Raw genomic sequence first — 19439 nt, 5'->3', positions numbered from 1 at the left:
GGTGCAACGGGTCGATGTCTTGGGTGGCCTGATCCACGAATACCGCCGCGCCGCTTGAGGTTTGCCGGCACTTCCGCTGTGCTCGTCGTAGACCTCGTGGCCCCTACCACCCTGACCGGCAGCCGGGGCTGAACCAGCAGCGGTCGGTCCTCAACGCCCGAGAACTGCGGAACCGCGAGCTGGCACCCCACACCATTGTGTGCGATGACGCCGCGGAGCCTACCGGCCGCGTGGCTCGTCTATGGTGCCGATGTGAACTCGACCTACCGGTGGACCGCTCGCCGGTCAGTAGGTGACAACGGCGCGGAAACGGACCTTTCCAGCCGTCACGCGGTCGACCGCCTCAGCGATCTTCTCCTTGGGGAAGACCTCGACTTGGGGGGTGACGGCGCCGTGTGCTGCCAGGTCGAGGGCCTCGACGAGGTATGGCAGGCCGTTGTGGGTGGCACCGAGGATTGACTGGCCCCTGGCGAAGAACTGTCGCGAGGCGTCGATGGTGAAGGAACCCGACGGGTCGATGGTCGCGAGCACCATGCGGCCGTTGATCCGAAGGCCCGCAAGGCATTCGGTGGCGGCCTCGTACGAAGTAGCGGTGACGACGACGACGTCCGCGCCACCGATCCTCGCGAGAGCCTCACCGCTGGAAACGACGTGGTCGGCACCGAGTTCGCGGGCAAGTTCGTGCTTGTCCGGGGTGCGGGTCACCGCCACGGTTTCGAAGCCGCAGGCTTTGCTGAACTGCACGGCCAGGTGGCCAAGGCCGCCGATGCCGACCACCGCGACCCGTTCGTGCGGTCGCGGATCCGCGGCCCGCAGCGCCGACCACGAGGTGTACCCGGCGCACAGCAGCGGCGCAGCCATCTCGTAGGGCAGCGCCTCCGGTAGCAGCACCGTGGACGACGCGGGCACCACCAGGTACTCGGCGTGGCCGCCGGTTCTGGTCAGCCCGGTCATCGCCGGGCTGTCGCAGTTCATGCCGGTGATGCCGGTGACCGGGAGGTTGAGCCGGCAGTGATCGCACGAGCCGCAGCCGCCCTGGATCCAGGTGGCGCCGACCCGGTCACCGACCTTGCGCGCGGCCACCCCGGCGCCGACCTCGACGACTTCACCGGCGGGCTCGTGCCCGACGATGGTCGGATCGATCGGCGGATACGGAAACGTACCGTTGGTGAGCGACACATCATTGCTGCACAGACCGCTCGCGTGCACGCGGATGAGCACCTCGCCTGGACCCGGCACGGGCGTGCGAACCTCACGCAACTCCCAGGTCTCACCGGCCGCGGGACACACTGATGCCAGCATCACGAGGACACCTTTCCGAGCTTGACCGGCCGGTTGAGCCGGCCGTTACCGACAAATGGAATCGCTTCAGTCATCGTTGGTTCGGCTTTCTGCGGACACGATGACGTACCCGATCTGGTCCTTTCGCGGCGCGAATAACCCATGCTGCTTCTGGAGAAGTCGGCGATGGCGCCCTCACCGAACTTCGTGGCCACCTCACCGCGCCGGACCATCGCGGCCTCCAGGAACTTCGCCCTATTGCCGTACACCCCTCGGGCCGTACTGGGTGTACTCCTCGATCTCGAAACCAGCGGCCCGCAGGTGCGTGTTCCACTCCGTGAGGGACGGCAGGACGTTCAGCTTCAGGCTCGCCATGAACCTGGCCAGCCGCTGCGGGTCACCTGTCGATTCGAGGCTGAAGTCGGAGAGCGACAGCCGGCCGCCCGGCCGCAGCACCCGGTACAGTTCGCCGAGTACCTGGTCCAGGTCCGTGCGTTCTGAAGCGACTCCAGCGCCAGCACCGCGTCGAACGTGTCGTCCGGGTAGTCCAGCTTCATGAGGTCGCCATACGCGGACTGCGCCAGCCCGCCGACGCCGCTCGCCTCGGCCCGCTTGTTGGCCTTCTCCACTTCGAATGCACTCACCGTGACGCCGGTAATCCGGACCTCGAACTGCCGGGCAAGGTACGCCGCTGTCTCGCCGGGACCACAACCCGCGTCCAGCACGTGCTCGCCCGCACGCAGGCCGAGGGTGTCGGTCACCTCGCGACTTATCCGCGCCACGGCCTCGGTCAACGATGCGCTGTCGTCATCGTCGTACCAATAGTGCATGTGGACTTGGCCGTTGCGGAACTCATCCTCGATCGGCGACCGTTCGTCGTAGTGCCTCCCGATGTCCGCCGGGTCGGGGAGCTCTGTAGCCATGGATCACTCCCAACGCTTGGGGTGCTCGCGACCCCACACCCTCATAGTGGCGGCGGTCGCGTGCGGCCACATATCTGTCGTTGCTGTCCTGAGCCTCGATGATTCGCGTCTTATGCGGCCGGGTCTGCCGATGATGCTGATCGTTGGTGGTCGATCTTTGTGGGTGTCGGGCATCGTGGTGGGCCGTCTGTCGCGGCGATGGGCGTGGTCTCCTTGTTTCCTCCGGTTGTCGGTATGGCGGCTGAGCTGGTCAGCCGGGTGCGGGATGGCCGTGATCCGGTCGAACGCGGTGATGATCTGTTTGGCCCAGGGCCAAGTGGTGGGGATGCGTAGCCAGCGGCGGCGTTGGCCTCGGGTGAGTCGGCGGCGCCGAGCGATCAGGAAGGCGGCGACACCTACCACCACGAGGAGGGCACCGACCGCGGCGGCGACACCCGTCGACGCGCCTGTCGCGGGCGAGCCGCCTCCGCCGGCACCGGAGTCGTTGATGACGATCTTGGCGGTGTCGTTCGACGTATCGAGGTCGCGCTCGAACGTCGGGAGGTCATGGCCGTTGATGGCGACGGTGCCGGTGGCGTCCGTGACGACCCGATCCGCAGCTCGAGCTCCATCAGGTGGGCCTCGCCCGCTGGCCGTCCGGCCACGCCGGCTGGACCAGTGCCCCCGCGGCCAGGGCCCAGGGCCAACGTGCCCCCGGCCGCGCCGCCGCCGACCAACAGCGCACGGGGAACGCTGCGCGTATCCCACCAGGTCAGCACACCGGCTGCCGCCCCGATCAGCGCGGCAGCCAGCAGCGCGATCGCCGCCCACACCGCCACCATCGACCCATTCATAGTTCTCGATCCCATTCGACACTCTCTTGGCAGGCCCGTGGCATGCCTGATGCCAAGGTTGTCCGCGCTGTCGTGCCGAAAGTAGTGCGCCGCCCGGTTGCTATCAGCCCGGTAGAGTCGGGGCTGCTATTGCCAATACCCTGACTCGATCCCATTCGGCTCGACTGGTCAGTGCCTCGGTATGCCACAAATCGGCGTTGTGCTGGCCGCTCATCGCGGCGAGCTGTTCGTCCAGCTGGGTCAAGATGGGCAGAGCCGCGTCGTTAAGCCAGCCACGCTCGACGAACGCCGGCAGAAGCCGGAAGCCATCGTCAAACTCTGCGCGATCTCGCGGCAAGGGCGGCAAAGTCGTGCTCGTCCCACTCCCACCCGCGATAGCCCGGGCGATCGACCGTGCCGTCGACGGTCGCCTCGACGGGCCCATTCTGCGCAACAGTCTCGGCGCGCGGATGGACCGGCATGCTGCCACCCGCCGGCTCAAGCACCTGGCCGCTACAGCTGGGATCCGGATGCCGAGGATGCATCCTCACATGCTCAGACATAGGTACGTGACGACCATGCTGGACGCCGGCGTGAGCCTGCGCGACGTGCAGATCGCTGCCCGGCACGCCGACCCCCCGCACCACCATGCGGTACGACCGCGCCCGCAAGAACCTCGACCGCTATCCGAACTACATCCTCGCTGCGTTCATGGCCTCTGGAACGTAGCCGGACTCACGACTTTGCCGAGGGCAGTGCGCTCGATCACGCGAGGAGAGCGCATGAAGAGCTATTTGCCGTGACCGAAATGGATATGTTCAGCACCGCGCTCCGCCCGATCGCCGCGGTCGCCGTGGCGGCCCGCGCACCCTGGCCGCGCATCGGCGACCACCATCGGCCCGTCTTACGGGCCGGCGCCGTTCCGACCTGGCCGGTAGGGATAGTGAGCCGGGTCGCCCCGTTGCTGAGCGGGACAGCTCAGCAACGGGGCCGGTGGGACCGCTGCTAGCCGGTCACCGGGACGACGCTCCATTCGATCGCGGCCGTGCCGAAGTCCTGCCAGACCATCGAGCTGCCGGCGACGCCGCTGATCACACCCTTGGCTACCACCTGCTCGACGCCGGTCACCCCGAACACCGGGCCACCGCTGTCACCGCCCCGCGCGGCGGTCAGGCCGTCGACCTGCGTTGACTGGATCAGGTTCTCGTAGCACTCGAAGGTGCCGTACATGTCGGTGTCGCAGTACGAGGCGAAGAACGCGTCCACGCGGTGGTTGCAGATGACCCCGCTGACCGAGCCGGAGCTGCATAGCCACTCCCCGCCGTACACCCAGTCCCAGTATGCGACGCCCTTGGTGAACTCCCCGGTGCCGACGCCGCCGTCGAACATGCGCCCGCCGGCGTCGGTACCGATGAGCAGGATGTCGTAGCCGCGGTGCTCGAAGCTCGTACCGCCCAGGTAGCGACTGCCGTCGCCGTTGTTCCAGCCGGTGGACGGCCGTCCACAGTGGCCGGCGGTGAGCATGTACTCCCGGTTGTCGACGGTGCTGCGTACACCGAAGCCGGTGGTACAGAACCAGTTGGTCTCGTTGTTGACGATGCGTGCCCCGCCGTAGTACGGCGCGGTGTCGTTGATCCGGGCCGTCTGCTCGAGCCGCGGCTGCTGCTCGATCCGGACCGGCACCCCGACGTCGAAGAGCCTGGCGGCTTCCCGCGTCGCCGGCCGGTCGGTGCCGACGACCAGCCCGCTGCCGTCCATCGCGATCTTGACGGTGTGCGCCGGTCCGTCCGGCCGCTTCCGGATCTGCTCGATGACGGTGTGGGACGCGGCTTTCAGGTCGGCGAGCGAGAACCTGGCCGGTCGCACCTCGACCGGTGCGGTACGGCCGGCCCGCGCGACCGCCGTGCTGACCGCCGGCGGCGGCGTTCCCTTGTACCACAACACGACCGCGCCGTCCCGCAGCTCGATCCCGCTGTACCCGGTGGCGCCGGTGCGCTCGACGGCCCAGCGCACCTCGCTGGCGGCCGCCTTGGCGCGGTCCTGTGCCCGCATCCGCTCCCGCACGTCCGGCGGGAGGTAGCTGAACGGCTGTGCCTCCACAGTGGTGTCCGGCTTCGCCGGCGCCGTGGCGTTCGAGGCGCTCGCGGGCGTGCCGGCGACGAGCGTCGCGACGCCCAGGGCGGCGAACACGATCGCTGTACGTGTACGTCTCACCTGTCCTCCTCAGTTGCCGGCCACGGGCGTTCCGTGGCTGTCGAAAGTGTTCGCGACCGCCGGAGCCCATTGACGAAATCGAACGGAACTGGACGCCGGTGACCAGTCGGGTGACGGCTTCCTCGTTGTCGCGAACCGGATATTTGGGTTGTTCACCACCCGACCCATCGTCGAGCCTGGATGTCGAAGTTTCCGATTCGCGGCGGTGTCCGGTCCCAGCCGGCACATGCGGGGCCAGCACTACCCACTCGGCGTCGCTGGTATCCGACCGGTACGGGCGCAGCACGCGCAGGTTGGTGCTGTGCGGCAGAAGCGCACCATGCTCCGGTCCGTCTGGCCGGGGCACACGTGGCTGTCCCGACCCCTCCGGCGGGACCGGGGCCACCGTCCGATATGGACTACCTGTGGCCAAGCGACCGGCTCGGCCGCTGCCTCCACGCTAGCCGCCTTTGGGCCGGGGGCAGGGTCACCGACGCAAGCGGCGCCCCGGCGACCGCTACGACCGCGGCGGCGGCGGAGATCCGTCGGTCGAGCCCCTGGATCGCCGAGCCGGTCGGGCGTCGTAGGCGCCGGCGCCCCAACCCTCGACGAACTAACGACACTGGCCACTATGCGCGCGCTTCGTGGTCAGCGTCCGCTTCGATGTAGCCACGCGCTTCCGGTCGGTGGGTGCGGGGGCCGGCCAGTATGCGGGCGAGTGCCGACAGGTCTGCTCCAAGGCGTTCGAGCGCTTGGTGGTGGCCAGCCACAGCGCGGCCTCGTTCATCGCGCCGGACAGCAGGTGGGCGAGTGGTGCCATCGGCTGCGCGGCGATCGTCCCGTCCGCGACGAGGTCGTCGAGTGCCTCGGCGAGGTGGCGCGAGGAGGCTGCCTCGTCCATCGCCCGCCACTCGGCCCGGCTGCCGGCGGCGGTCCAGATCCTTGGCGTAAGGGTCCTCGGCGACGACGGCGTCGCTCCACCGCGGCAGCCCCAGCGCCGCCACGCTGGGGATGTGCCGCGTCGTGGTCGTGTCCGGCGCCAGCGGCACCGGCAAGTCGTCGCTGCTGCGGGCCCGGTCTGATCCCGCGCCTGGGCGCCGCCTCGGCGCGGCCGGCGTGGCAGCCGGTGCTGATGACGGCGGGCCGGCGACCCGCGTCCGAGCTGGCCTGGCGGATGGGTGAGATCGCCGCGAGGACCCCGCACGAGGTGGCTTTGGCGGTGGTGGTCGACCAGTTCGAGGAGCTTTTCACCCGCGGCGCCGACGACGCCGAGCAAGCCGAGTTCCTCGCGAGGCTGCGGGCGCTCGTGCGGGCGTCGGCAGGCTGCAAATCGCCGACCAATGGTCGCGGCGTCCGCGGTTGGCTGAGCTTGGTTCGGCCGCGCCGCGCCGACACCGAAAGACGCGACGGGGGTGCGTGATGTCAGGAGCGGGGTTCCGGTTGCTCGGCCCGGTGGAGGTGTTCAGCCGTGACGGTGCCGTTGCATTGGGTGGCCCGCGAGGCCAATGCATCGCCGCGGCGCTGCTAATGGAACCGAATCTCGTTGTGTCGGTCGACCGTCTGGTGGCTGCGGCATGGGGCGACAATCCGCCCGCCACGGCCCGGACTCAGGTGCAGAACCGGGTGTCGACGTTGCGCCGGCTGCTGCGGCCGGACGACGACGGTGCGGGTGCTATCACGAGGCAGGGTTCCGGATATGTGATCCACGCCGGAGACGGGCAGGTGGACGCGCAACGGTTCGGTCGCCTTATCGCCGACGCCGACGCGTTGATCGCACAGGGCCGCCAGTCCGCGGCGGCAGCGGCGCTGAGCAGCGCGCTGGGGCTCTGGCGGGGGCCGGCTCTCGACGGCTTGCACACGCCGGCTCTGGCGGCCTCGGCGCAGCGGTTGGAAGGGGAGCGGGCGCAGGCGCTGGAGACCAGGATCGAGTTCGACCTGGCCGCCGGCCGCCAAGGTGAGCTGCTGGGCCAACTGACCACGCTGACGCACGCCCACCCGTACCGGGAACGGCTGTGGGGATTCCTGATGCTCGCGCAGTATCGCGCCGGTCGGCAGGAGGCGGCGTTGGCTACCTTCCGGCACACCCGGGCGTTGCTCGTGGAGCAACTCGGCGTCGAGCCCGGCATCGAACTCCAGCGTCTGCATGAGGCGATTCTTGGTGGTGACGACGACCGGGCGGCGTCCTGCGTCCTGCGTCGGGAGGCATTGCCGGGTCCGGTTCCGGTTGCAGTGTCTACGCCGCCGGGTGTGGTGGTGGTTCCCCGTCATTGCCCACTGATGTGAAGGGGTTCACCGGTCGCAACCGGGAGATCGCGGCGCTGGACGCCTTGCTGGAGTCGGCTGGCGACGGCGCCTCGGCTGTCGCTGTCGGGATCGTCGCGGGGTCGGCCGGGGTAGGCAAGACGTCGCTGGCCGTCCATTGGGCGCACCGCGTCGCCGACCGGTTCCCGGACGGGCACCTCTACGTCGATCTGCGCGGGTACGCGCAGGGGCCACCGATGCGGCCGGTCGAGGCGCTGGGCCAGTTCCTGCGCGCCCTGGGCATGCCGTCCACGGCGGTGCCGGTCGAGGTCACCGAAGCGGCCGCCCTGTACCGGTCGCGGTTGGCCGGCCAGCGGGTGCTGGTGGTGCTGGACAACGCCGCCTCAGTGGACCAGATACGGCCGCTGTTGCCCGGAAGCGCCGGCTGCCTCGTCCTGGTCACCGCCCGCACCCGGCTCAGCGGGTTGATCGCGCGGGAGGGCGCGCAGCGCTTCGCGCTCGACGTGTTGACCGCCGAGGAGGCGCGCACCCTGCTCGGCCGGGCCATCGGCACCGAACGGGTCCGGGCGGAGGAGCCGGCCGTGGACGAGTTGGCCCGGGCATGCGCCTACCTTCCGTTGGCGCTGCGGATCGCCGCCGCGAACCTCACCGAGGAGCCGCGTCGAAGCATCGCAACCTACGTCGCCGAACTCACCACGGGCAACCGGCTCGCGACGCTGCATATGCGTATCCAAACGCAGACGTACGACGGAAACGCCTGCTCAGGTAGCTTCTGAGGGTGGTTCTTACGGTCCCGAAGGTGTGTCGACGCTCAAGCTGTCTCGCTCACCATCGGATCGCGCCTAGGGCCTGTACCAAAGTCGGTTCAGAGCCATTCGTTGATCGCGGCGATGTGCACGGTGGCTTCGTAGCGAACCGCTAGTTTGTCGTATCTGGTGGCCACGGCTCGGTTGCGTTTGAGTCGGTTGATGCCGCATTCCACGGCGTGGCGCTTGTAGGTCTCGGGGTCGAAGGTCGGTGGCCGGCCGCCCTTGGACCCGAGCTTGCGCCGGTTGGCGTCCTGGTCGGTCTTGGATGGGATGGTCGCTTTGATTCCGCGTCGGCGCAGGTAGCGGCGGGTGCCTTTGCTGGTGTACGCCTTGTCCGCCAGGGCCCGGTCCGGGCGGGTCCGGGGTCGGCCGTCGCCCAGCCGGGGGGTACCCGGATCCCCTCAAGCACCGCGATGAACCGTGGGTTGTCCCCGCGTTGCCCGGCGGTCAGCACGATCGACAGTGGCTTTTGGCCCTGCTCGCAGCCCAGGTGCAGCTTCGTGGTCAGCCCGCCGCGCGGTGCTACGCGGTCGTGTCCACGCCCTTGCGGATGCGGGGTTCGTCGCTTGTGAGGATCTGTCGGATTTCGTTGCTGAGTGCGGCGAGGTCGTTTGGGCTGAGTGCTTGCGGTGGTTGGTCGATTTGGAGTTGGAGGTCGGCCTTGCGGCCGCGTAGGTGCCGGGTTTGGTCTTTGAGGCGGGTGAGCCGGTCGCGGATCTGGGCGTCATCGTCGTTGAGGGTGCCGCGTTCGAAGGCGATCAGATAGCGGTCGGTCGCTGTGGCGGTGTTTTGAAGTTCGCGTTCGACGGCGGCGAGTTGGTTGCGTAGGTCGCTGGTGGCGGCGGTGTGGCGTTCTTGGAAGGTTGCGACGGCTTGGGTGATGAGGTCGTCGCGGGTGGTGTAGAAGTCGAGCAGGGCGGTGGCGATGGCTTGTTCGAGTTCGTCGGCGTTGAGGCGGTGGACGTCGCAGCCGGCTTTGGTGCCGTAGCGGGCGCGGCTCCAGCAGGTGTAGTAGCGGTAGGTCTTGTAGCGGCCTTTGGCAGCGGTGCCGATGTAGTGCCGCCGAGGCGCGGCTCCCGTTGGGTATCGGTTTGTTCTGAGTTTGAGTGGTCCGACCTGCCATCGTGGAAAGGCGCCGGGCTCACGACCGACCTTGAGACCGGGCTAACCGGAGGCCCGATCCGTGCCGGGGCACCGGTGCTGAGCCAGTCAGCCATTTGCGCAGGTTGGGCACCGGCGGTCCGTGGCGCTAGCCTCTGTGCGTCCACCTAGGTTCGTCCGTTCGGGAAGTGGCGGGAGCAGCGGTGTCGGATCCACTCGCGCAGTGGCATAAGAGCATCTACTTCGTGCTACTCGGTCTGAGCGACATTGACCTGAAGGACAGCGGTGTGCGGCTCGACTACTCGCGTGAGTCCTTGGCGGCGTTGGAGCGGGTGGTCCTGGATCGCTTGGCCGTGACGGAGGCTGGGCAGCGGTTCATCCTGCGGGAGACTTTCCACGGTTTCGAGGCGTACGTGGGTGAGACCCTTATGCGGGTGGCCGGTGGGCAGTGGGCTTGGAGAGACCGTGGGTCGCCGCCGCAGCATGAGGGTGACGGGCCGGTCGCGTGTGCGGATCCCGTCCTGGGGTTGGTGCCGGTGGCGCCGCTGGATCTGTTGCTCGACGCCCTGACGACGAGGTCCGGTGATCGGCTGGTCGGGGTGTACGACCGGTGGGCGGGTGCTGTCGAGCAGTTTCGGGCGGGGGATCCTTCGTGGCGGCCGGTGAAGCAGCGGACGATGGCGGACCCGCCGGAGCAGGAGACGGCCGCCCTGCGGGAGTGGCTGGCGGAGCAGGAGGCGGGGTTTCCGCGGTGGGTGGCTGAGTACGGCGCCGGTAGGGTATGGGACTTCGAGCCCGCGAGTCTTCCCGCGGTCGAGGAGGCGTTGCGCCGGTCGGTGGCGTCCAGCGAAGAGCTGAACGCGCCGGAGCACCGGCGGCTCAGGGACGGGGCGGCGTGGTATCTGGGCGAGACCTTCCGGCGCGGCCTCGGCGGAGAATGGGTCAAAACAAGGGCGGCGGGTAACCGAAACTTTCCTCGAGTCGAAGGCCTGGGACCGCGACACGCGTCCCGGATCACGCCGGTACTCGGGCTGGAAGCCGTCCTGGACACTCCCGGCTACCTGACCGAGCGCTACGCGCTCGCTTCCAGATCCGTTCGACAATGACGGCCGACAACAGCCGGCCAGGTGGGCGCGCTCGGTGGCACTTGGACTGACACCGGCCGGTTCGCTGGTCAGGACCAGCCTCCACCCCGCCGCCACCCGGCGGCACCACGCCGAAGGCATCCGCTGATCCGCCGCGGCGATCTGTACGGTAGAGATCGCTACCCTGCTCAAGCAATGAGGTGGGGGCAGGCCGTTGCCAGCCCTGACGTGTTGGCCCGCCGGGTCCAGCTCGGTGACGAAGCGGGTGGGCCGCACCCGTCTCAGATTCTGACCTTCTCCGTCGCGCCGACGCGTTGCCGTTCAGGGGAGTGTCGCTGCTGTCGGCGCGCCGCCACGATCGTCAACAGCCCGAGGGTCGCCGCCACCCAGAACGGCGCGTACGGCACGACCCATGCGCCGGCCAGCCCGACGACCAGCAACACGATCTCGGGCACCGCCGAGACCCGCCGCACGGGCACCGGCCGCAAGCTGTGCCGGTGTCAGCTCTCCGCCGTTCGAGATCAGCCTGTCGGAGGTGAGCAGCGCCTCGAGTCGGGCGGCGTGCGCCTGCCCCTGGGGGCCGCTCATTTGATGATGCCGGCCGCGTCGAGGTGACTGATCTGGTCCCTCTGGAGCGGCGTTGATTGGGCCTCGTCGTTGCGCTTGCTGTGCTTGAGCGGCATGTGATAGGTGCCCCGGTGCCCATCGATCGACCAGCGAATGCCTTCGTGTCTGGCGTACGGATCAGCAGCGGAAATAGCGCCATATGCCTCGTCGGGTGGCGGCCGGGGCGGGATGGCAACCGCTCTAGGGGGACGGGCCCCCGCCCCGGCCTACGGCGCGTGGCCAAACCCGTCAGTGCCGCGCCCGGGTCACCATGACCAGCCCGGCGATGAAAGACCCGAGCAGGACGGGTGAGAGCACCAAGAGGACGCCCCAAGCCACGAGGCCGAGATAGCCGTACGCAGCCGAGCCGTGCGTCGGGTCGGCATCGGCGACCGCGAGGAGCCCCACGCCGAGCGCGACGCCGATCACGGTGAAGGCGACCGGTGCCCACAGCAGCACCTGGGCCCACACGTGGTAGGCCCGGCTACGCGTGGTCGGGGAGGAGGGCATCGGCGGCGTGCCTGGCCGAGGGGGATATGCGACCTGGTCGTTCACGCCGCAGTTGTACCAGCCGTGGTGGAGACTTACCACCCGGTCCCCGCGGATGATGATCAGCGAGTACATCGCCAGGTCACACGGTCGCTACCTGGCGCTGCCGCTTCCGCTGTCGGTCGGCTCCGCTGCGCCTCGATAGCCGACCGGATCGGTGGGTTGGCACTTTATTGGTCGTAGGAGCTGATTGTGGAGTTGGGTGTAGGCGGCGGTGTCCCGGCCGAGGCGATCGCCGATCCGGCCCTCCACCGCACGTTCGGATTGGGTGTCAGCCATTGTTACGATCTTGGCCATGCGTCCCGAACCCGCCCCACCAGGCCGGATCCGGCCCGCCGCAGGACGAGCGGCCGACCAGCGATTCACCCAAACGCCTCCGGTCGGGTTCGATTCGTACGGATTGGGTCCAGCCGCGGCGCCGCCGGCCGGTTCCACCCGCTGGGCGGGAGCCTGGCCGGCGGGCAAGTCGGCTACAAGGACGGCGCTGGTGGTGCTGCTTGGCCTGGCTTTCATCGGGCTGAATACCGCCATCGCGTACGCCGCGGTAGGGTCGAAGGTCATTTCGATCGTGACCGGAGTCGTCTTCTGCCTGGTCTTTCTGATCGTCGTACGTTTGCTGCACCGGGCGATGTGGCTGTCTTTGCTCTCGTTCATTCCCGGCCTGTTCGTGCTCGTGGGGTCGGTGGAACTCGCCCCCGACCTGGCGCTGGAGAATCGCGGCGTCCGTCAGGAGGTAACCGTCGTCGACGCTGAGGTCGCCGGTAAGCAGCACACATTTACGCTTGAGGGTGAGGATGGGCCGCTCGGCGAGCCGCTGATCTTTCGGGGCAGCGCCCCCGGCTACCAGGTCGGCGACACCCTGACCGTTCTCACCGATCCGGACGGTGTGATCGCGCTCAAGGAGGCCGATCGGGTCGACCCCACCGCCATGCTGAGGTCGCTGGTTCTCGGTGGCAGCGGCTGGACTTTCATCGCACTCATGGCCGGATGGCGTGGGCACGTCCGCCGCCGGGAAGGCCGGTTCGACACCCTGGTGATATAGCGCGAGCTGATCCAGCGGGAACGAATGAGCCGCACCACGCCTTCCGGTTACACGGACGCGTCGGTGATTCCTTCGACTCATGTGAAGTCAATTGCGGAGTGTTGCGTCTACTCGATCGAGGCCGTCTGACCACGGCCGGGCGGGGACGACGCGAACGCCTACCCGTGCTGCCCGAGCCGATAGCTCCGCTTCCATCTTCGCAACGTGGCCAACGTGGACCGGCTGGTGTTCGGGCATGTGCTGTACGCGCTGACCCATCCGAGGGCGTATGAGTTTGTTGGCCGCGCCTGGTCCGGATGTGGACGCGGAGGCGTTGCGCGCCGAACGCAAGGCGATCCGCACCCGGCTGGACCTGATAGCCGAAGACGAAGTGCTCGGGCTGAAGACCCGCGTCCAGGTGATCTCCGCAACCGAGCGCGGCAACGCCCGCATCGCCGAGATCGACGAGTTGTTGAACGCCTCGGTGACCACCGACCGTTGGCCGCGGTGATCAACGCGCCGGACCCGGTAGCCGCATGGGACGGGTTGGAGCTGGCCGACTAACGCCTGTTCATCGACCGGTTGTGCACGGTGACGATGCTGCCGTCCGGGCGGCGCGGGCGAGGCGTCGACCCGACCACGGTGGACATCGCCCCCAAGCACACGCTCGGCCTGGGCGCCTGGCTGGCGAGGCGCTGTCGTAGCAGCAGGCCGGGGTAACCGGGGTAATGAACCGAGGTGACTGCGACGAGCGGTGGACATGCCGACCAGGCTCCCCGGTGCACCAGGTCACAGCCTACCGACCAGCAGGACCGCCGCCGCGATGTCATGCGCACCAACGGCAGCGAGGTTCACGTGCCCGGCGGGTTCAGGGCGGTCGCTGAGTCTCGGACTACCAGTTCGGGCTCGGGGTCGGTGATGAGACCGCCCGTGCCCGGCCGTCCTGCGATCAGGTCGTACAGCGCCTCGACGCCGGCCCAGCCGAGTTGGTACATGGGCATCCGAACCGCGGTCACGGCCGGGCGTAGGTGTTGCATCAGGTCGACGTCGTGGATGCCGATCACCGACAGTTGGTCGGGGATGGCGATGCCGAGGTCGTGTGCGGCGGCTAGGACCCCGACCGCGCTCATGATGTTGTTGACGACGATGGCTGTCGGTGCGGTTGCCGCCTGCATGGCCTGCCGGAGCCCGTCGGCGCCGGCCTGCTCGCCGAACCCGGTGGCCAGGTGTGGGGCCGGTGCCAGCCCAGCGGAGTCCATCGCCTGCTGGTAGCCCAGGTAGCGCTGCTGGGAGATGTATCCCGATCCCCCGATGAAGACGATGTGGCGGTGGCGGAGGTTGACCAGGAACCGGGTCGCGATCTCGCCTGCGCGGCGATCGTCGATGTCGATCCAGGGATGTTCCTGATTGTGTTCCAGGACGAGGATCGGCTTGGGGTGGGAGCGGAGTTCGGCCATAACGTCGTCGTCCAGCAGCCCTTCGCCGCGGATCAGGATGCCGTCGACCGTGCCCTGGCTCAGTAGTCGGGTCAGGAGCTGGCTGCCGGAGCGCATCGTCTCGGCATCGCCCAGCAGGACCGTCGCGCCGTGCTCCGCCGCCGCCTCGTAGACCCCATGCCGCAGCGGTCCGAAGACCGGATTGTCAAGCTTGTTGAGGATCATCGCGATCATGCCGGTTTGGTTGAGTCGAAGCGAGCGCGCCGCCTGGTTCGGCTGGTAGCCGAGTTGCTGCATCGCCCGCAGCACCCGGGTGCGGGTGGATTCCCTCATCCGGGTGTGGCTCGTGCCGTTGACCACCGCCGACACCACCGCGAGCGACACCCCAGCAGCTCGGGCGACGTCACGTTGCGTTGCCACGTTGCGAACCTCCTCGGATCTTGACGTAACGTCTCACCACGGCCTACGTTGAATTAACGATACGTCACCGAAGGAGCATGCATGACATCGACCCGTCACACCGTCCTCCTGCGGTCGTCCTGGGCGACGGTGAACATCGGCGACGTGGCTCACTCCCCTGGTGTCGTGCGGGCGTTCCAGCGGTTCGCCCCCGAGGTCGAGGTCATCCTCTGGCCGGTGCGGCTGGAGGAGCGCGAGCGATCCATGCTGCGACACGCGTTGCCCGATCTGCGCGTCGTCGACGGCACTCTCGACGGCGACGGGCCGAGCACCCCGGAGTTGGCCGCCGCCATCGACGGCGCGGACGTCCTGATGCACGGATCGGGTGCCGACGCCTTCCAGAGCACCGAGATCGACTGGTGGCGCCGGCACGTGGGCCGCCCGTACGGGTACTTCGGGGTCACCGTGGATCCGCTGTGCCCACCGACCGTGGCGACGTTGCCGGAGCTGGCCCGGATGGTCGATCTGCTCCCGCCGTCCTATCTCGACGACGACGTCAAGGACCGCCTCGACGGCGCCGACTTCGTCTACTGCCGCGAAACGTTGACCCTCGCGACCTTGCGCAGCCAGAAGGTAACCCGGCCCGACCTCGCCTTCGGGCCGGATGGCACGTTCGCGTTCGACCATACTGACGCCGTCGCGGCCGCCCGCCTGCTGGAGGGTCTCGGCCTGGAGCCCGGTCGGTTCGCCTGCTTCGTCCCGCGGCTGCGTTACAGCCCCTACGCGAAGATCTACGGCACGGACCCGACCCGCGAGCAGATGCGCCGCGACGCGGTCAACCGGGCGACCGTGACGCACGACCTGGCGGTGCTGGCGGCGGCGATCGAGACCTGGGTACGTGTCAGCGGCCTGCCGGCAATCGTGGTGCCCGAGATGAGCTACGCCGTCGAGCTGGCGCACGAGCACCTTCCCAGCCTGGTCAGTCCACAGACACTCGGGCAGGTCCGGCTCCTGGACCGCTACTGGCCGCTGGAGGAGGCGACCGGTGTCTACGCCGCCTCGTCGCTGGTGGTCAGCATGGAGTGTCATTCGCCGATCCTGGCCGCACGGCACGCGATCCCGACCATCTACCTTCGACAGCCGACCGAGACGACCAAGTCCCAGATGTTCGCCGACCTCGGCGCTCCGGACCTGGTGATCGAGCTCGACCATCGCGCTGCGGCAATGGTGGTCGCGGCGGTCACCGACATCGCAACCGACCCGGCGCCTGCGGTCGCCCGGAGCAGGAGGGTCGCGGCGAACGCCGACGACTGGCTGCGGGCGGCGGTGCGGGCCTGCGTGGGGGGCCAACCCATCGGCTTGCCTGCACCGGTGGGGAACGGCGATGCATAGCCTGCGCAACCGCTGGCGGCGCGACCGGGTCCTGCTGCTGCTCGCGCTTCCCGGGGTCACGGCGCTGCTGCTGTTTCACTATCTGCCGCTTGGCGGGAACATCATCGCGTTCCAGGACTTCCAGCCGTTCCTGGGAATCTGGCACAGCCCCTACGTCGGGCTGGACAACTTCGAGCCCGTGCTTACCGGCGACCCGGTGTTCCTCAACGCGCTCGTCAACACGCTGATCATCACGCTGATCCAGGTCGTCTTCGTGTTCCCGCTGCCGATCTGCCTCGCGTTGATCCTGAACGCGACGATCAGCGAGCGACTCAAACGCCTGACCCAGTCGATCCTCTACATGCCGCACTTCCTGTCGTGGGTGATCGTGGTCGCCCTGTTCCAGCAGATGTTCGGCAACGGCGGGATGCTCAACGGCTGGCTGCGCTCGGCCGACCTGTCCACATTCCACATCGTCGGCGTGCCCGAGTTGTTCAAGCTCATGATCACATCACAGGTGATCTGGAAGGACACCGGCTGGTCGACGATCATCTTCCTCGCCGCACTGTCCAGAGTGGATCCGACACAGATGGAGGCTGCGGTGGTGGACGGCGCCTCGGCGGTGCGCCGCCTGTGGCACGTGACCCTGCCGTCCATCCGCCCAGTGGTCGTCCTGCTGCTGATCCTGCGGCTCGGTGACTCGCTGTCCGTCGGGTTCGAGCAGATCATCCTACAGCAGGCCCAGGTCGGCGCCGGTGCCAGCGAGGTGCTCGACACATACGTCTACAACCACGGGATCGTCGGCGGGGACTGGGGCACCGCGGCCGCGGTGGGGCTGATCAAAGGCATTGTCGGTGTCGCGCTCGTGCTCGGCGCGAACCGGGCGGCCCACGCGCTGGGCGAGCAGGGGGTGTACGCCAAGTGACGGGCGGACCTGTGTCGGCTGCGGTGTCCGTGGCGCGCCCCGCCGGTGGCGCGGGACCGCGGCGGCCACGCTCGGGCCGTGGCCAGCGCCCGGCCTGGATGGGTGAGCCCAGCAAGCTGGGGATCGGTGCGCGGGGACTCGTGCTCGGCGTGGGCTGCCTGGCGGTGGTGGTTCCGTTCTGGGCCGTGCTGATGACCAGCATCGCGTCCCCGGAGGAGATCAGCAGGGCGGGCGGCTTCGTGCTGTGGACGCGCGAACCGACGCTGGACGCCTACCGGGCCGTCCTGTCCGGCGGAATCGTCACCCGTGCGCTGATGGTGAGCGCCGGCATCACCGCGGTCGGCACGGCACTCAGCCTCGTCGCCACGATCGCTCTGGCGTACGCGCTGTCGAGGCCAGGTTCGTTGCTGCACAAGCCGATCCTGCTGATGACGGTGTTCACCTTGCTGTTCAACCCGGGCATCATCCCGATGTACCTGACGGTCAAGCAGCTCGGCCTGCTGGACAACTACCTGGCACTGATCCTGCCGGTGCTGGTGAACGCGTTCAACGTCATCGTCATGCGCGCATTCTTCCTGGAAATCCCCGGCGAGCTGCTGGAAAGCGCCTTTATGGACGGTGCCGGGGAGGTGCGCATCCTGCTGCGGATCGTGCTGCCGCTGTCGAAGGCGGTCGTCTCCGTGATCGGACTGTTCTACGCGGTGGCGTACTGGAACGCGTTCTTCTCCGCGATGTTGTACCTGCAGTCGCCGGAAAAGTGGCCGCTGCAACTGGTGCTGCGCACCTACGTCGTCAACAACACCCCGATCGGGTCCGACCAGCTCAGCTCCAACCTGGAGAACCTGCCACCGCAAATCTCCGTCCAGATGGCGATTCTTGTCATCTCCATCCTGCCCATCCTGCTCATCTATCCCTTCATCCAAAAGCACTTCGCCAAGGGACTCATGGTCGGCGCCGTCAAGGGCTGATCGGTCGTCCACACAATGTGGAAGGAGACGTCATGGCACCTACCCTCAGCCGTCGTCGCGTCCTGGCACTCGGCGCGGCAGCGGGGCTTGGCCCGCTGCTCGGGGCATGCGGCGACGGCGGGTCGAGCTCGTCGAACGGCTCGACCGGGCCGGTCAAGCTGCCCACCTACAAGCCCGTCACCGCGGCAACGCCCGACCTGGCCGCCGAGCCGGCCGGGGTGTCGCCGGGATACTTCACATACCCGACCGCCTCCAGCGCGGCGTCGCAGCCGGTGCAGGGCGAGGCCGTCACGGCGCTGACGTACACGTACGACCCGATCGCCCCCGCGCTCGGCTCGAACCCCTACTGGCAGAACCTCAACGACAAACTCGGCACCGAGCTGAAGATCACGTACGTCGCGTCGGCGGACTACAAGAGCAAGGTCGCCACCACCATCGCCGGTGGCGACCTGCCGGACATGGTCGCCATCCAGGGCGTCGTCGAGCAGATGCCGGCCATGCTGAAGGCGACATTCACCGACCTGACCGAGTACCTGTCCGGGGACGCGGTCCTTGCCTACCCGAACCTCGCCGGCCTGCCCACCGACGCGTGGCGCAGCACCGTCTACGACCAACGGATCTGGGGCATCCCGGTGCCGCGGGCGCGGATCGGCACCGTGCTGTACGCCAGGGCCGACCTGCTGGCCAAGGCCGGACTCAGCCTCCAACCCACGTCGTGGGACGAGTTCAAGCAGATGGCGGCCGCGTTGACCGACGAGCGGGCCGGCCGCTGGGCGTTCGGGCAGATCCCGTTCAACACGATCCTGGAGATGAACGGGATCACCGGAAACTGGCCCGGCGGCGCCGGCGCCTGGCAGGCCAAGGACGGCGTCTTCACCCACACCGGGACGACACCGCAGTTCGGCCAGGCCCTCCAGGACGCCGTCGAACTGGTGAAGTCCGGGGTGGTACATCCCGACCAGGCGGGCGCGCCCAACACCAAGCGCAACGCGTGGATGCTGGCCGGCACGACCTCGTTCACCGTCGGCGGGTACGCCGGGTGGGGCAAGTTCTACGGCCAGGCCAAAGACGTGACCGGCTTCCGTCTGACCGGCATGCTCTCGCCCACCCGGGATGGCACGGGGACGCGGGTACGCACGCCCGGTCCGACGCTGTCCAGCTTCACCGCCATCGCCAAGACCGACGACGCCGACCGGATCAAGCAGATCCTCAAGGTCCTCGACTGGTTGTGCTCACCCTTCGGCAGCAGCGAGTACATGGCCCTGCGGTACGGCGTCGAGGGCCAGACGTTCAACCGCAACGGCTCCGACCCGACCCTCACCGAGGCCGGCCGCAGCCAGGCATTCCTGCCCGTGCGGTACCTCGCCGAGGCATCGCCCGTCATCTACGAGCCCGGTAACCGCCAGGCCGTGCAGGACCAGTACGACCACCAGGTCGCCGGCGTCCCGCTCGCCGTCCCGGACCCGACCCTCGGGCTGTACTCGGAGACCGCCGCCAGCAAGGCGGCCAGCGAGCAGCAGGCACTGGACTCGGTCCTGCTGGAGATCCAGCTCGGCAACAAACCCGTATCGGCGTGGCAGCCGGCCATCAAGCAGTTCATGGACCGGGTGGGCAACAAAATCAAGGCGGAGTACGAGGAGCAGGCGGGTCGCTGACGAGCCGGACACGGCGGCCGGTCCGGCGTACCCGTTCGGCTCC

General features: G+C 68.4%; 19 protein-coding genes and 2 pseudogenes. 12 read left to right on the top strand and 9 right to left on the bottom strand.

The window, feature by feature from the left end; all coding sequences use genetic code 11:
- Positions 1–285: 285 nt before the first annotated feature.
- Positions 286–1302, bottom strand: a complete 1017-nt coding sequence (locus AC5L36_RS39385) for an alcohol dehydrogenase catalytic domain-containing protein (RefSeq protein ID WP_441223790.1) — start codon at positions 1300–1302, stop codon at positions 286–288.
- A gap of 341 nt (positions 1303–1643) precedes the next feature.
- Positions 1644–2204: an SAM-dependent methyltransferase gene (locus tag AC5L36_RS39380; protein WP_441223789.1), complete on the bottom strand. Its 561-nt coding sequence runs from the start codon at positions 2202–2204 to the stop codon at positions 1644–1646.
- Positions 2205–3282: 1078 nt separating this feature from the next.
- On the opposite strand from AC5L36_RS39380, the gene AC5L36_RS39375 reads away from it, so the two are divergent.
- Positions 3283–3819, top strand: a complete 537-nt coding sequence (locus AC5L36_RS39375) for a tyrosine-type recombinase/integrase (protein ID WP_441223788.1) — start codon at positions 3283–3285, stop codon at positions 3817–3819.
- A gap of 202 nt (positions 3820–4021) precedes the next feature.
- On the opposite strand, the gene AC5L36_RS39370 is transcribed toward AC5L36_RS39375, so the two are convergent.
- Both AC5L36_RS39370 and AC5L36_RS39365 read right to left on the bottom strand, forming a co-directional pair.
- Positions 4022–5230, bottom strand: a complete 1209-nt coding sequence (locus tag AC5L36_RS39370; RefSeq protein ID WP_441223787.1) for a chymotrypsin family serine protease — start codon at positions 5228–5230, stop codon at positions 4022–4024.
- A 592-nt stretch (positions 5231–5822) separates the two neighbouring features.
- On the bottom strand, positions 5823–6110 hold the full coding sequence (locus tag AC5L36_RS39365; protein WP_441223786.1) for a hypothetical protein: 288 nt from the start codon (positions 6108–6110) through the stop codon (positions 5823–5825).
- On the opposite strand from AC5L36_RS39365, the gene AC5L36_RS39360 reads away from it, so the two are divergent.
- Genes AC5L36_RS39360 through AC5L36_RS39350 form a run of 3 tightly spaced genes read left to right on the top strand, consistent with a single transcriptional unit; the run spans position 6012 to position 8247 of the window.
- Positions 6012–6629 carry an nSTAND1 domain-containing NTPase gene (locus AC5L36_RS39360; protein ID WP_441223785.1) on the top strand — a complete coding sequence of 206 codons (618 nt, stop codon included), beginning with the start codon at positions 6012–6014 and terminating at the stop codon, positions 6627–6629. The two genes, AC5L36_RS39365 and AC5L36_RS39360, sit on opposite strands and share 99 nt — an antisense overlap.
- Before the next feature lie 20 nt (positions 6630–6649).
- Complete coding sequence (locus AC5L36_RS39355) at positions 6650–7492, top strand: AfsR/SARP family transcriptional regulator (RefSeq protein WP_494909515.1); 843 nt, start codon at positions 6650–6652, stop codon at positions 7490–7492.
- The gene (locus AC5L36_RS39350; RefSeq protein ID WP_441223783.1) at positions 7477–8247 is read left to right on the top strand and encodes an AAA family ATPase; all 771 of its coding nucleotides are present in this window, start codon (positions 7477–7479) and stop codon (positions 8245–8247) included. Before AC5L36_RS39355 ends, AC5L36_RS39350 begins: the two co-directional genes overlap by 16 nt.
- 89 nt (positions 8248–8336) lie before the next feature.
- On the opposite strand, the pseudogene AC5L36_RS39345 reads toward AC5L36_RS39350, so the two are convergent.
- Positions 8337–8875: pseudogene (locus AC5L36_RS39345) on the bottom strand (IS5 family transposase); the annotation flags it as partial.
- Between the two features lie 89 nt (positions 8876–8964).
- Here AC5L36_RS39345 and AC5L36_RS39340 point away from each other — a divergent pair.
- A complete protein-coding gene (locus AC5L36_RS39340; RefSeq protein ID WP_441223782.1) occupies positions 8965–9108 on the top strand; it encodes a hypothetical protein in 144 nt (47 codons plus the stop codon).
- A gap of 96 nt (positions 9109–9204) precedes the next feature.
- Here the strand turns inward: AC5L36_RS39340 and AC5L36_RS39335 are convergent.
- Positions 9205–9333, bottom strand: a pseudogene (locus tag AC5L36_RS39335) (recombinase zinc ribbon domain-containing protein); the annotation flags it as partial.
- 251 nt (positions 9334–9584) lie between these two features.
- Between AC5L36_RS39335 and AC5L36_RS39330 the strand changes: the two are divergent.
- On the top strand, positions 9585–10487 hold the full coding sequence (locus tag AC5L36_RS39330) for a hypothetical protein (protein WP_441223781.1): 903 nt from the start codon (positions 9585–9587) through the stop codon (positions 10485–10487).
- Positions 10488–10747: 260 nt separating this feature from the next.
- On the opposite strand, the gene AC5L36_RS39325 is transcribed toward AC5L36_RS39330, so the two are convergent.
- Both AC5L36_RS39325 and AC5L36_RS39320 read right to left on the bottom strand, forming a co-directional pair.
- A complete protein-coding gene (locus AC5L36_RS39325; protein WP_441223780.1) occupies positions 10748–10945 on the bottom strand; it encodes a hypothetical protein in 198 nt (65 codons plus the stop codon).
- A gap of 376 nt (positions 10946–11321) precedes the next feature.
- Positions 11322–11627, bottom strand: coding sequence for a hypothetical protein (locus AC5L36_RS39320; protein WP_441223779.1), 306 nt, complete (start codon positions 11625–11627; stop codon positions 11322–11324).
- 481 nt (positions 11628–12108) lie between these two features.
- On the opposite strand from AC5L36_RS39320, the gene AC5L36_RS39315 reads away from it, so the two are divergent.
- Both AC5L36_RS39315 and AC5L36_RS39310 read left to right on the top strand, forming a co-directional pair.
- On the top strand, positions 12109–12663 hold the full coding sequence (locus tag AC5L36_RS39315; RefSeq protein WP_441223778.1) for a hypothetical protein: 555 nt from the start codon (positions 12109–12111) through the stop codon (positions 12661–12663).
- 298 nt (positions 12664–12961) lie between these two features.
- Positions 12962–13153, top strand: a complete 192-nt coding sequence (locus AC5L36_RS39310) for a hypothetical protein (protein ID WP_441223777.1) — start codon at positions 12962–12964, stop codon at positions 13151–13153.
- A gap of 340 nt (positions 13154–13493) precedes the next feature.
- On the opposite strand, the gene AC5L36_RS39305 is transcribed toward AC5L36_RS39310, so the two are convergent.
- Complete coding sequence (locus tag AC5L36_RS39305) at positions 13494–14498, bottom strand: LacI family DNA-binding transcriptional regulator (RefSeq protein ID WP_441223776.1); 1005 nt, start codon at positions 14496–14498, stop codon at positions 13494–13496.
- 81 nt (positions 14499–14579) lie between these two features.
- On the opposite strand from AC5L36_RS39305, the gene AC5L36_RS39300 reads away from it, so the two are divergent.
- From AC5L36_RS39300 to AC5L36_RS39285, 4 genes are read left to right on the top strand one after another with little or no spacing between them, the layout of a single operon-like run.
- Entirely contained in the window at positions 14580–15869 is a 1290-nt protein-coding gene (locus AC5L36_RS39300) for a polysaccharide pyruvyl transferase family protein (RefSeq protein WP_441223775.1), read from the top strand.
- A complete protein-coding gene (locus tag AC5L36_RS39295; RefSeq protein ID WP_441223774.1) occupies positions 15862–16773 on the top strand; it encodes an ABC transporter permease in 912 nt (303 codons plus the stop codon). Before AC5L36_RS39300 ends, AC5L36_RS39295 begins: the two co-directional genes overlap by 8 nt.
- 11 nt (positions 16774–16784) lie before the next feature.
- Entirely contained in the window at positions 16785–17741 is a 957-nt protein-coding gene (locus tag AC5L36_RS39290; RefSeq protein ID WP_441223773.1) for a carbohydrate ABC transporter permease, read from the top strand.
- Between the two features lie 32 nt (positions 17742–17773).
- Positions 17774–19396: an extracellular solute-binding protein gene (locus AC5L36_RS39285; protein ID WP_441223772.1), complete on the top strand. Its 1623-nt coding sequence runs from the start codon at positions 17774–17776 to the stop codon at positions 19394–19396.
- Positions 19397–19439: the final 43 nt, after the last annotated feature.

Source organism: Phytohabitans sp. LZ39 (genome assembly GCF_059359075.1).
The sequence above is the reverse complement of the archived record's forward strand: the minus strand, read 5'-3'. Positions and strand labels throughout refer to the sequence as shown.

Excerpts from the sequence above, each read along its gene's own strand:
- AC5L36_RS39380 (WP_441223789.1), bottom strand. The coding sequence starts at position 2,204 with ATGGCTACAGAGCTCCCCGACCCGGCGGACATCGGGAGGCACTACGAC.
- AC5L36_RS39295 (WP_441223774.1), top strand. The coding sequence starts at position 15,862 with ATGCATAGCCTGCGCAACCGCTGGCGGCGCGACCGGGTCCTGCTGCTG.
- AC5L36_RS39285 (WP_441223772.1), top strand. The coding sequence starts at position 17,774 with ATGGCACCTACCCTCAGCCGTCGTCGCGTCCTGGCACTCGGCGCGGCA.
- AC5L36_RS39300 (WP_441223775.1), top strand. The coding sequence starts at position 14,580 with ATGACATCGACCCGTCACACCGTCCTCCTGCGGTCGTCCTGGGCGACG.
- AC5L36_RS39385 (WP_441223790.1), bottom strand. The coding sequence starts at position 1,302 with ATGCTGGCATCAGTGTGTCCCGCGGCCGGTGAGACCTGGGAGTTGCGT.
- AC5L36_RS39365 (WP_441223786.1), bottom strand. The coding sequence starts at position 6,110 with ATGGACGAGGCAGCCTCCTCGCGCCACCTCGCCGAGGCACTCGACGAC.
- AC5L36_RS39375 (WP_441223788.1), top strand. The coding sequence starts at position 3,283 with ATGGGCAGAGCCGCGTCGTTAAGCCAGCCACGCTCGACGAACGCCGGC.